The sequence below is a fragment of the Gottfriedia luciferensis genome (genome assembly GCF_001712755.1).
Classification (GTDB): Bacteria; Bacillota; Bacilli; order Bacillales; family Bacillaceae_G; genus Gottfriedia; species Gottfriedia luciferensis_B.
This window is the reverse complement of sequence record NZ_MDKC01000023.1, coordinates 72,118-84,693: the sequence shown is the minus strand read 5'-3', so window position 1 is coordinate 84,693 and position 12,576 is coordinate 72,118. Positions and strand designations below refer to the sequence as shown.

At 33.4% G+C, this 12,576-nt stretch carries 13 protein-coding genes; 5 read left to right on the top strand and 8 right to left on the bottom strand.

Features of this window, described 5'->3' with window-relative positions:
- Positions 1-30: 30 nt before the first annotated feature.
- From cobA to BED47_RS13520, 7 genes are all read right to left on the bottom strand, one after another.
- Complete coding sequence (gene cobA / locus BED47_RS13550; RefSeq protein ID WP_069034100.1) at positions 31-816, bottom strand: uroporphyrinogen-III C-methyltransferase; 786 nt, start codon at positions 814-816, stop codon at positions 31-33.
- Positions 817-832: 16 nt separating this feature from the next.
- Complete coding sequence (locus BED47_RS13545; protein ID WP_069034099.1) at positions 833-1,051, bottom strand: DUF3906 family protein; 219 nt, start codon at positions 1,049-1,051, stop codon at positions 833-835.
- A 16-nt stretch (positions 1,052-1,067) separates the two neighbouring features.
- The gene (locus BED47_RS13540) at positions 1,068-2,690 is read right to left on the bottom strand and encodes a nitrite/sulfite reductase (RefSeq protein ID WP_069034098.1); all 1,623 of its coding nucleotides are present in this window, start codon (positions 2,688-2,690) and stop codon (positions 1,068-1,070) included.
- 11 nt (positions 2,691-2,701) lie between these two features.
- A complete protein-coding gene (gene cysC / locus BED47_RS13535) occupies positions 2,702-3,298 on the bottom strand; it encodes an adenylyl-sulfate kinase (protein ID WP_069034097.1) in 597 nt (198 codons plus the stop codon).
- Positions 3,299-3,310: 12 nt separating this feature from the next.
- Positions 3,311-4,462 (bottom strand): sulfate adenylyltransferase, encoded by a 1,152-nt coding sequence (gene sat / locus BED47_RS13530; protein WP_069034096.1) that lies wholly within the window; start codon positions 4,460-4,462, stop codon positions 3,311-3,313.
- Positions 4,463-4,541: 79 nt separating this feature from the next.
- Positions 4,542-5,243 (bottom strand): phosphoadenylyl-sulfate reductase, encoded by a 702-nt coding sequence (locus BED47_RS13525; RefSeq protein WP_069034095.1) that lies wholly within the window; start codon positions 5,241-5,243, stop codon positions 4,542-4,544.
- Between the two features lie 122 nt (positions 5,244-5,365).
- Positions 5,366-5,509: a YezD family protein gene (locus tag BED47_RS13520; RefSeq protein ID WP_056475111.1), complete on the bottom strand. Its 144-nt coding sequence runs from the start codon at positions 5,507-5,509 to the stop codon at positions 5,366-5,368.
- Between the two features lie 339 nt (positions 5,510-5,848).
- Between BED47_RS13520 and BED47_RS13515 the strand changes: the two genes are divergently transcribed.
- From BED47_RS13515 to BED47_RS13505, 3 genes are all read left to right on the top strand, one after another.
- Entirely contained in the window at positions 5,849-6,274 is a 426-nt protein-coding gene (locus BED47_RS13515; protein ID WP_069034094.1) for a divergent PAP2 family protein, read from the top strand.
- 239 nt (positions 6,275-6,513) lie between these two features.
- Positions 6,514-8,745 carry an MMPL family transporter gene (locus BED47_RS13510; protein ID WP_069034093.1) on the top strand — a complete coding sequence of 744 codons (2,232 nt, stop codon included), beginning with the start codon at positions 6,514-6,516 and terminating at the stop codon, positions 8,743-8,745.
- 163 nt (positions 8,746-8,908) lie between these two features.
- Positions 8,909-9,544 (top strand): peptidylprolyl isomerase, encoded by a 636-nt coding sequence (locus BED47_RS13505; RefSeq protein WP_069034092.1) that lies wholly within the window; start codon positions 8,909-8,911, stop codon positions 9,542-9,544.
- A gap of 53 nt (positions 9,545-9,597) precedes the next feature.
- On the opposite strand, the gene BED47_RS13500 is transcribed toward BED47_RS13505, so the two are convergent.
- On the bottom strand, positions 9,598-9,921 hold the full coding sequence (locus tag BED47_RS13500; RefSeq protein WP_084006937.1) for a rhodanese-like domain-containing protein: 324 nt from the start codon (positions 9,919-9,921) through the stop codon (positions 9,598-9,600).
- A gap of 175 nt (positions 9,922-10,096) precedes the next feature.
- Between BED47_RS13500 and BED47_RS13495 the strand changes: the two genes are divergently transcribed.
- Both BED47_RS13495 and splB read left to right on the top strand, forming a co-directional pair.
- Positions 10,097-10,930, top strand: coding sequence for a lipoate--protein ligase family protein (locus tag BED47_RS13495; protein ID WP_069034090.1), 834 nt, complete (start codon positions 10,097-10,099; stop codon positions 10,928-10,930).
- Positions 10,931-11,465: 535 nt separating this feature from the next.
- Positions 11,466-12,491 (top strand): spore photoproduct lyase, encoded by a 1,026-nt coding sequence (splB, locus tag BED47_RS13490; protein WP_069034316.1) that lies wholly within the window; start codon positions 11,466-11,468, stop codon positions 12,489-12,491.
- Positions 12,492-12,576 lie beyond the last annotated feature (85 nt).

Sequence of the window (12,576 nt, the reverse complement as noted above, 5' to 3'; positions counted from 1 at the left end):
AAAGCACCTCATTCCATTTTAAGAGAGAATTTATAGACTTGAATAATTAATGTTTTTATGTTCTGTGATCGAGTTATAGTTAGTCTCAAACCATTGTAATTGATGGTGTAATTTAACTACTTCTCCTACGATGATCATGCTAGGATTAGTTATTTTTTCTTTTTCAACATCTGATATTACATTTTTTAATGTACTAATGATTGTTCGCTGTTGTTCAGTCGTACCATAATGAATTAGGGCAACGGGGGTGTCTTGATGTTTTCCATTTGAAATTAGTTGATGACGAATATACGGTAAGTTATTAACTCCCATATAAATTGCTAGTGTGTCAATGCCTTTTGCTAAAGAGGCCCATTTAACCGTATCCTCTTCTTTGCAATGACCTGTTACAAAAGCAAAGGAACTACTATAATCACGATGGGTGACAGGGATACCAGCATAAGCTGGAGCTGCTATACCTGATGTAATGCCAGGAATGATTTCAAAGGAGACACCACGCTCAACAAGATAAGTTGCTTCTTCGCCACCACGACCAAAAATGAAAGGATCTCCACCTTTTAATCGAACTACATTTTTTCCTTTTTTTGCATACTTTACTAAGAAAGCATTTATTGTTTCTTGTTTTAATGCATGGTAGTTTGGGAGTTTACCAGCGTATATTAACTCGACGGATTCTTTTGCATACTCTAATAGTTCCTTATTAACTAGTCGGTCATATATAATGACATCTGCATTTTGAATGCACTTTAGTCCTTTAACTGTAATTAGATCAACATCCCCTGGTCCAGCACCAACTAAATAAACTTTTCCAATCATTCCACACACCTCATCATCATCGTTTACTTAAAACTTCTAAATCTAAAACAAATCCACCACTTTGACTAACTTTCTTTTTTTCATACATCAGTAGTTCTTTAACGTTCGGTTTTTTAACATAAAACTTTTCAAGTTCTGTATCAACTAGTTTAAATGCTTTTTCATCATCATTTGCTAATATTACAATTGGAACGATACGGCTTTCGATTGTTGCTTCAAATCGATATAAAAACATATGTCACCGACTTTCTTTAAGATGCATTGACCGTTTCAAGAATGGAAGTTAAATAGGTTTGTAATTGTTCAATTCCAACTCTTGATACATAATCTAAAAATGTTTCTGAAGGTAGTTTATTTTCGCTAAAGTGCTGCAAGAATTTTTCTAATACTAGGTGTAGGGCAGGGGACTCAACCTTCCCTTTTAATTTTTCATTTAATTTACCACCGTTGGCTAATGTACCACCTACATATATTTCAAAAGCCTCTACTAATTCTTTTTTCTCATTACGTGCCTTAATTCCTTGAAGTCCTATATCAGCGATTGCTCTTTGACCACAAGAGTTAGGGCAGCCAACCATATGAATTCTAACAGGTACATCTAAAGTGATTTTTTCATCTAAATAAGAAGCTGTATCCTTCATACGAGCCTTCGTTTCGACTAAAGCTAAATTGCAGTATTCACTTCCAGTACAAGCAACAGAATAACCAATAAATTTTGGCGGTATTGGTGTGAATTTTTCAAGTATTGGTTCTTTCAATAATTCATCAATATTTTCAGTTGGAATATTTGGCAAAATTAAATTTTGTGAATTACAATTACGTATTTCACCATTACCGTATTTTTTAACAATTCTAGCTAACTCAAAAACTTCCTTAGAATGCAATCTACCAACAGGTATACTTAATCCAACATAATTTAATCCTTCTTGCTTTTGTGGTTGAACCCCATAAAAATAGCCTGCATTCCATGACTCTTCAAAGCCAGATCCTTTTGTTAATAGCTTACCTGTATATCCCTCTAAAACTTCTTTAAACTTTTCAACGCCCCAATCAGCGACTAAAAACTTTAAACGGGAGTGATGGCGTTTTTCACGGTAGCCATAATCTCTAAAGATTGTTGTAACGGCGATTGCAACTTCTTTCACTTGATGTGGCAACAAGAATACATCCAGTTCTTGAGCTAAGTGTGGAGCTGAAGATAGCCCACCACCAACTTTTATATGGAAACCAGACGTTTCTTTGCCGTTAATTTCTTTAATAGCCGGAATAAATGAAATGCAGTTAATTTCTGCATTTGACGCATTATTTTTATTTGTACTAATCGACATTTTATATTTTCTAGGTAGATTAGAGAATTCTTCATTAAACTGAAAGAATTCATAAACTTCTTTTACAATAGGTGTAGTATCAAATAATTCATTTGGATCGATCCCTGCGAGTGGATTTCCAACGATATTACGTGTAATATCACCACACGCACCAGCACTAGATAGACCAACCTTTTCTAAACGAGTGAAAATATCTGGTATTTGATCAATTGTTAACCAATGAAATTGGATCGCTTGTCGAGTTGTAATATCATATACATCTCGACCATAATCACGAGCGATTTCTGCTAATGTTATAAGCTGTTCATGTGTTAATATGCCAGACGGAACATTAACTCGCATCATAAAATATCCGGCTTCTTTTGGTTTTTGTAAATAGCATCCAGCCCACTTGAATAAATCCCATTGATCTTTTGGAATTGATTCAAATCCATTTTCAGCATAGTAGGGGATGTCATCATAAATTTTAAGTCCATCCTTAACGAGTTTCTTTTTTTCAGTTTCATTTAACTTAAGATTGTCTTTCCAAATTTTTTCAAATGCCATCGAACATCACCTTACCCAATATAATTTTTACTCTTTAAAAATTCCAGTATTGTTTCAACACATTCTTGTACAGATTGCTTATCAGTATTCAATGTAATTTCAGGATTAATTGGTGCCTCATACGGAGAGCTGATGCCCGTAAAGTTTTGAATTTCACCATTTTTTGCTTTTTTATAAAGTCCTTTCGGATCTCTACTCTCACAAGTTTCAACGGAGCATTCTACGTAAACTTCAATAAACTCGTTTTGTTCGACTAATGACCGAACGATATTTCGATCAGCAATAAATGGGGAGATAAAAGCCGTTAAGACAATTTGCCCGTTATCAACAAAGAGTTTCGCTACTTCACCAATTCGTCTTATGTTTTCAGTTCTGTCAAAATCAGTGAATCCTAGATCTTTATTTAAGCCGTGACGAATATTATCACCATCTAATACGTATTGTTGAACATTAAGATGGTATAAAGCTTTTGCAATCTCGTTAGCAATTGTCGATTTACCTGAAGCAGATAAACCAGTAAACCATAAAATACAGCTGTGGTGATTGTTTTTTTGACGACGGTCTTCTTTTGAAATACTAGCCTGATGCCAAACGATATTTTTAGACATTTAACTTTTCTCCTATTCTACAGAAATTGATTCAGGTTCTTTTAAACCTTCTATTAATACTTCAACAACTTCTTTTCTACTAAAAGCAGAAGGAGGAACTTCGCCATTTTTTAGCATTTCACGAACCTTCGTACCTGATAATGTTACGTGATGCTCACTACCATGCGGGCATGTTTTTGTAGATGCCATATTCTCGCATTTTGAGCAATAGAAACTATTTTCAAAGAATAGGAGAGAGATTCCTAATTCATCTTGTGAAAACTTTTGAAAGATTTTTTGAGCATCATAAGTTCCGTAATAATTACCAACTCCAGCATGATCACGCCCTACTATAAAATGTGTGCAGCCGTAATTTTTTCTAACAATCGAATGGAACACAGCTTCTCTTGGTCCTGCATATCGCATAGCGGCAGGGAATACGGCTAAAAATACACGATCTGTAGGATAATAGTTTTGGAGTAATACTTTATAGCTTTTCATTCGGACTTCTGCAGGAATATCGTCCGATTTTGTCTCTCCAACTAATGGGTTTAAGAACAAACCATCCACAATTTCAAGTGCGGTTTTCTGAATATATTCATGGGCACGATGAACTGGATTACGTGTTTGAAACCCAACTATTTTCTTCCAATTTAATGATGCAAATTTTTCTCTCGTTTCTTTTGGACTTAAATAATGTTCAGTGAATTGAGTACGATTAATTTGTCTAATAACAGTTACTTCTCCACCTAAATAAACATCACCACGGGAATACATTTTTGCTACTCCAGGGTGGTTTGTGTCAGTAGTACCATAAACAAACTGTGCCTCAAGTAATTTGTTAGGTGTATAAATATCGTCAATCTTTAACAAGCCATAAACATTATTTTCCCAAGTTAGTTTAACTAGTTCACCTAGTTTTAGATTGCTAGCTATTTGACCACTAACAGGAAGGGAAATTGGAATACTCCATACAGTCCCATCTTTTAATCTCATTGTGCTAACGACTTGCTCATAATCATCCTTGCCTAAATAACCAGTTAGGGGACTATAAGCTCCATTTCCAATTAACTCTAGATCACTTAACGCAATTAAATCTAATGGAATTTCCTTCAAACCATCTTTAATCGTAACTTCTGGATTAAATCGATTAATTAAGACTCCGCCATGAGGGGGTAAACTCATTTCTAAACACTCCTTAAATTTTCCTATATTAATAGTTAGTGAGAATAAAATTTCATTTTTTAGCATCTAATATAGACAACTAATCATGTAATCCGCATTCAGTTTTTTGTGAACCAGACCAACGACCAGAGCGACTATCCGAAGAATTTGAAGCAGGTAATGTACATACCTCACAACCAATACTTGGGTACCCTATATCGTGTAATGGATTGTATGGGAGATTTTTGTAATATACATATCGCCAAACTTCCTTCCAAGTCCAATGGATTAAGGGACAAACTTTAATTGAGCTGAACTTATTATCTAGATTAAGAAATTCAGTTTTTTGTCTTGAAGGAGATTGTTCCCTTCTTAAGCCTGACACCCAGGCTGGAGCCCCTTTTAGAGCTTCTTGAAGTGGTAAGATTTTGCGAATATTACAGCACTTATTTGGTTCACGCTTCCATAACTCATCTCCATGAATACTTGCTTGCTCTTCTAAAGTCAGACTAGGTGTTTTCTTTTCTATTTGTAAGCTTGGATATTTAGCTTGTACGCGGTCTATTAATTCATAAGTTTCCTTGAAATGTAGGCCAGTCTCTAAGAAAACAACCTTTGCATCAGGTTTTACTTTTGAAATTAAATCAATTAATAAGATTCCCTCAACCCCAAAGCTACAAGCATAAATTAGGCCATCACCATAGGTTTTGTAAGCCCACTCTAGTACTTCAAGTGCACCTTTTGTTTCATTATCAATCGAAAAGTCAGGAATATTTTTCTCGTTCCAATTTTCAAATCTCATTTTCATTTCCTCCAATTGACTAAAGAAGCCAAGTTATCCTAAAAAGAAAAGGCAGCTCAAATCTACATTTTTCATACGTAGACTTGAGCTGCCTCTAGTTTTTCTAGTCAGCAGGAACATATTTACTTTAATCGTATTTTTTCTTGCTTTTCTACTTGAATAATTCTCCCATCTTGAACGACTAATGTGATTGTTCCAAATCTTAAACCATTAAGTAACGATTCCACGACCTCAATGATGGGTTTTAAGTCGTTGGTTTGGCTCATGAGCTTCCTCCTAGAATTTAATTACAACTAAGTCTATCAGAATTATATGGATTGTCAATTTCAAAAATGATAATTTATTAAAAATTTATATATTTCTTAATTTTGTATTATGTGATAGGAGCTCTCCAATATATGTCAAATATATGGAAATTATTAGTAAAAACCATTATGATAAAATAAATCAGTGAACTAATAATATTGATACAAAAGTAAAACTCTGTTTTACAATTTAATATTTAACAAAAATTATTTTGTTCTTATAAGCTATTAATGAATATACAATTATTTAAGATAGATAATAATGGAATAACAATTAGTTACACCTAAAAGGAGGTCCTTTTGACGATACTTCATAACGAACCATTAATTTCAGCTGTTATAGCGTGGTTTATTGCGCAGTTTTTAAAGGTCATTATCCATTTATTTAAAGAAAAAGAATTTGATATATCTAAGTTTTTTGCTTCTGGAGGTATGCCAAGTTCACATTCCTCAACAGTTACTGGATTAGCATTAAGTGTTGGATTAACAGAAGGTTTTGGAAATGTTACTTTCGCAATCTCAGCAATTTTTGCTACGATTATTATGTATGATGCTTCAGGTGTAAGATTGGCGGTTAGTAAACATGCAAAGTTATTAAATGATTTTTTTCATGGAAGAATTAAAAATTATAAAGCATTAAATGAACTAGTAGGTCATACTTCATATGAAGTTGTTGTTGGAGCATTAATTGGCATCATCATTGCAATCATAGTTTCAAAATTTTAACGCTCTAATATAAATCAATTGATTTATATTATGGGCGTTTTTTTACACATTGAGAAAAAATCAATTGTCATTGAGCTAGTCATTTCAACGGGATGGCAACTACCCCTTGTGTCTTAGCCTTAAGACTTGTACTCAGAGAGTTTTCTTTCTCTATTTTCTGACTAATAATATAAATCAATAGGCGAATTTACATCAGTTTGATAAGATATTGGTAGGATATGTAAATAAGGAGTGGAAGAATGAAAAGTACAGTAAGTGAAAATAGTGCTTGGAAAAAGGTGGGTAGATCGATTTATCAATTACGATATATTGTTATTGCAATTTTAGCAATCTTTTCAATCATTCTAGGTATTTATTCGAAGCATTTACCTGGCATTTTAGATGGAGATGGTTTTAGGACACCTGGAGAGTATGAAAAAGCTAAGAATGTGCTAGAAAAAGAATTTGAACAATCGCCAGATTCACTCATCATTATACTTGAGCGGAAAAAAGGTGCCTCTAACGCCGAATTCCAATCTGATATTGAACGGATTGTGAAGGAAGTTCAAAAGGAAAAGAATATAAAACAATTTCATCACCCTCTACTGAATCCGGGGATGAAAAAGGATAATATTGCCTACTTATCTCTTTTATTCAATGAGAAGGATCACGATAAACTTGTTGATCTAAACAATAAATTTGCAAAAAAAGTAGAGTCTTTTTCAAATGATACGGTAAAGGTAGGAACAACAGGGTTTACAATCATTAGTGATGTAATGAATAAAACTAGTCAAGAAGACTTAAAGAAAGCAGAAATGATTGGTGTACCGATTGCGTTTATCGTTCTATTTTTTGCATTTGGAAGCTTAGTAGCATCTGCGATTCCAATTATAATCGGTATGATTAGTATTTTAAGTACATTTGGAATTTTATTCTTTATAGGTAAACATGTTGATTTATCAATCTTTGTCTTAAATGTAGCACCGATGATTGGATTAGCGTTATCAATTGATTTTGCCTTATTATTCGTAAGCCGTTATAAGACTGAATTACAGAATCATTCATCAGTAAAAGAAGCAATTAGTATAACGTTTGCAACTGCAGGTAGAGCGATTATTTTTTCTGGTATTTGTGTATTTATTGGATTATCAGCTCTGTACTTCATAAATATTGATCTATTTAGAAGTGTCGCAATAAGTGGTGCAGTTGTGGTCTTAGTTAGTTTATTTTTATCATTAACTCTATTACCAGCAGTACTTTCAGCTCTTGGTAAAAATATTAATAAAGGTACGTTAAAATCAATAGCGAATCGAAGCCAAGACCAACAACAAGCCGTTTGGAGAAAATTTGCAAATTTCGTTATGAAAAGACCAATCATCATGGCACTAACATCATTAATCATTTTAGGTCTTTTCGTCATTCCAATTAGGGATGTGCACCTAAATATACCTACAATTGATGCATTACCAAAGGATGCAACGTCGAGAATTAATTATGAAAAATATCAAAAAGCTTTTCTTCCAGAAGCTCAAACACATGGAACGATCTCAATTGTACTAGAATCCAATACTGATTTTTTAAAACAAAATAATGTAAACGCATTAGATAGGATACAAAAAAAGCTTGAAGATGACAAAAATGTTTATGAAGTTAAAAGTGTATTGAATGCTGTTAATTTAAATGCTCAACAATTATTACCTGCTTTAAAATCTCCAAACGCATCAAAAATTCAGCCTGCGATTGATGCCTATATTAAAAAGAATAAAACTTATATTCAAGTATTCTTGAATTCTGATCCTAAATCAGAAAAAGGGAAACAATGGGTAAGAGATTTTGAAGATAAATACAATGGGAAAATTGAAGGGCTTGATTATACTGTCGGTGGTCAAGTGAAATTTGAACAAGAATTATTTGATGAGATTACAGATAATATTGTATACGGTTTACTTGTGATTATGGTTAGTACTTTTGTTATATTAATGATTGCATTTAGGTCGATTATCATTCCAATCAAAGCGATCTTAATGAATGTATTATCTTTAAGTGCAACGTTTGGAATCATTACTTGGTTATTCCAAGGTGGTAATTTTGGCTTGCCTCAATCTGATATTATGTTGATTTTGCCAGTGTTTGTCTTTGGATTAGTGTTTGGTTTAAGTATGGACTATGAAGTATTTTTAATGTCGAGAATGCAAGAGCTATACTATGAATCGGGAGATAATACTTATTCAACAAGAGAAGGCTTAGTATCGACGAGCCGTATTATTACATCAGCGGCATCTATAATGATTGTTATTACAGGAGCATTTGCTTTTACGGATATGGTACCTGTTAAACAGATGGGAATCGGGATTGCTATAGCCATTTTCTTGGATGCTACAATCGTTCGCTTAGTTTTAGTTCCTAGCTTAATGCAGTTATTTGGAAAATGGAATTGGTGGTTTCCATTTGCAAAAAATAAAATTGAGGAACCATCTAAACGAGTTGGATAAATGAATGAAAAGAAACTGTTATTCATTTTATATTTGAATAGCAGTTTTTGTCTGTTTATGTGAATTAACTGGCTCTGTGTAAAAATTCCCAATTTTTCGAAACTATAGAAAATACATGGTCAAATTTGGTAAACTAAAAAATGAAAGAGGGGGAGAAGGAAAAATGTTAAAAAGATCGATTAGGGCAATTTTAATAAGCTGTCTTGTATTAACAATCAGCTTATTAGCAGCATGTGGTAACAATAATGAAAAATCTGCAAATGGTAAAAAACATGTGAAATTACCAATAGCAACAATAAAAGTTAAGGATTACGGTGTTATTAAAGCTGAATTATATCCTAATATTGCACCGAATACAGTAGATAATTTTATAACACTTGCAAACAAAGGATTTTATAATGGATTAACATTCCATCGAGTTGTTAGAGACTTCGTAATTCAAGGTGGCGACCCTGAGGGAACTGGTGGCGGTGGTCCAGGATATGCAATTAATGGAGAATTTACATCAAACGGCTTTAAAAACAACTTAAAACATACAACAGGTGTTCTATCTATGGCACGAACTGGTGATCCAAATAGTGCAGGAAGTCAATTTTTCATAATGGCAAACGATACACCTGATCTAGATGGGCAATATGCTTCATTTGGTAAAGTGACAGAAGGAATCGATATTGTTAAGAAAATTGACGCAGTTGAAGTAGATTCAATGGAAAAACCAGTTACTCCAGTAATCATCGAGTCCATAAAGGTCGATACAAAAGGCGAGAAATACGCTAAACCAAAAACTCATAAAGAATAAAACACAAAAAACTACTTCACAAAAATGAAGTAGTTTTTTCAATTAAATGTGGATTATAAACCTTTTTTTATTTTACCAGACCAAAGTTTGTAGCCGCCTTTAAGTTGGTAAAGTTCTGTAACACCTTGTTTACGTAAAATACGTGCAGCTTGTCCTGGACGAACGCCCATTTGATCATATAAATATACTGCTTGATCTTTACGAATTTCTTTTGAACGCGTTTTTAATTGTGCGAACGGAATATTACGAGCACCTAATATATGGCCGTTCTTAAAATCTTCTTGATCACGTAAGTCAATTAGCTGAGCTTTACGGTAGCCAGCACGAAATTCTTCCTCAGTTAACGTTTTAATTAAACGTTTTTGGTAGAAATACATAACTGTTGAGTATACAATGATACCTAGTACGACAAAAATTATTGGTAAAAACTGACTCAAATTTTTCAACACCTTTCAATTACCTACTTATCTTATTATAATTCTCTAGTAGGATTGTGCAAGAAACTTTCATTAAAAAAGTAAAAATTTATCGAAAAATGAGGAGATTTTCAACATGACAAAGACAAAGTGGAATTTTATTAATAGCGGAGTAAAATCAGGTAGCTATAATATGGCTCTTGATGAATGCTTAATCAAGTGGCAAAGTGAAGAAGGTTTTCTTCCAACACTGCGTTTCTATGAATGGGAAAATCCTACTGTAACAATCGGATATTTCCAAAAAAACCAAGAAATAAGTTTAGAAGCGTTAAAAAAATACAATGGTGATTTCGTAAGACGCCAAACTGGTGGAAGAAGCGTACTTCATCATGATGAATTAACTTATAGCGTAATTGTTCCAGAAAGCTACCCTAATATGCCTGTATCTGTTACAGAAGCATATCGAGTGATTTCAATGGGAATTTTAGAAGGGTACAAGCTACTTGGTTTAGATGCATCTTTTTCTGTACCAAAAACTGCAGAAGAAAAAAATGAACTAAAAAACCCAGCAAGTGCTGTATGTTTTGATGCGCCATCATGGTATGAAGTAGTTGTTAATGATAAAAAAATTGCTGGAAGTGCTCAAACGAGACAAAAGGGCTCAATTCTTCAGCACGGTTCAATTCCTTTAAATATCGATGTTGACATGTTATATGACTTATATATCTTCTCTTCAGACGCAGTAAGAGAAAGAATGAAAAAACGATTCTTAGATCGTGCAACATGGATCAATGCAGAAAGTACTACTCCTAAAACAATGGCTGACCTTTATGAAGCATTTGAAAAAGGCTTCGAAATTGGCTTAGATATCGAGTTGGTGCCTTATGAATTAACAGAGGCTCAGGAGAAGGAAGTACAGGAATTAGCTGCTACTAAATATGGTACTGAGGAATGGAACTTACGTAAGTAGTTTTTTATTGAAAGCCTTTTTGGCTTTCTTTTTTTTGTATTGAGTTTGTGGGGAGAGATGGTTATAAATTAGAAGTGTAAATAAAAGAGGAAATGTAGAAGTGCAATTTAAAAGAGGCGAAAGTGCAATTAAAATTCGAAAAACGCAATTAAAAAAGGCAAAAGTGCAATTAAAATTCGAAAACCGCAAATAAAAATACGAAAACCGCAAATAAAAATACGAAAACCGCAAATAAATCAAAAATATACCAATACAGCTATGGGTATCCTAGCGGGGTTTAATTATAATATAAGTCATATTGAACGCAAAATTTTAATGAAACCGCCGATATGTAGCGTAATTCAATAAAAAGTTAATCCCTTATAAATAAATCCATCTTTTTTTGCAGATCAAGCAATAAAATACCCTCATACCGTTCAATTTAGGCATCAAGTAAAAATAAACGAGCACTACAAGAGAACTTCCTACCTTTTCCACTGATTTAATTATGATTGGAGTTAATACTAAACAAAAAAGTGGAGAAGGAGTAGATTATATGAAGCCTTTTATACCAAAGCTTGTTTATTTCGAGCCCCAAGCTTTAGAGTATCCGTTAGGAAAGGAGTTAAAGGAGAAATTTGAGCAGATGGGTCTAGAAATAAGAGAAACAACATCCCATAATCAAATTCGAAATTTACCTGGTGAAAATGATGTGGAAAAATATCGAATCGCTAAGTCAACTTTAGTAGTTGGGTTGCGTAAGACATTAAAGTTTGAAACATCTAAACCTTCAGCGGAATATGCGATTCCTCTTGCTACAGGCTGTATGGGGCATTGTCATTATTGTTACTTACAAACAACACTTGGTTCCAAGCCCTATATACGGGTATATGTAAATTTAGAAGATATTTTTGAGCAAGCACAGAAATATATAAAGGAACGCGAGCCGGAGATTACACGGTTTGAGGCTGCGTGTACTTCTGATATAGTTGGAATAGATTATTTAACACATTCTCTTAAGAAAACGATTGAATTTATTGGTGAAACAGAATACGGTCGTTTACGATTTGTAACGAAATTTCCACATGTAGACCATTTACTTGATGCAAAGCATAATGGAAAAACAACATTTAGATTCAGTATTAATTCTAGGTATGTTATCAAAAACTTCGAACCTGGAACTGGTTCATTTGATGAAAGAATAGAAGCCGCAAAAAAAGTAGCATATGCAGGATATCCATTTGGTTTTATTGTTGCACCTATTTATATGCATGAAGATTGGGAAGAGGGCTATGAGGAGCTTTTTATTCGATTAAAGGATGCTTTAGGTGAATTGGCAAATGAAAATATGACGTTCGAGCTTATACAGCATCGTTTTACTAAGCCTGCCAAAAAAGTGATTTTACAGAGATATCCTAATACTAAACTTGAAATGGATGAAGAGAAAAGGAAATATAAATGGGGCAAATATGGAATTGGAAAATATGTTTATCAAAAAGAAGAGGCTGCTTCAATTGAAGAGACCATTTCGGGTTATATAAAAAAGTATTTTCCTAATGGAGAAATTCAATATTTTACATAATGAAGTGTATCTATTTTTTAGGTACACTCTTATTATTTTCATCATACTCTTATACAGAATGACGTTCTCTTATCATTTAAATGAG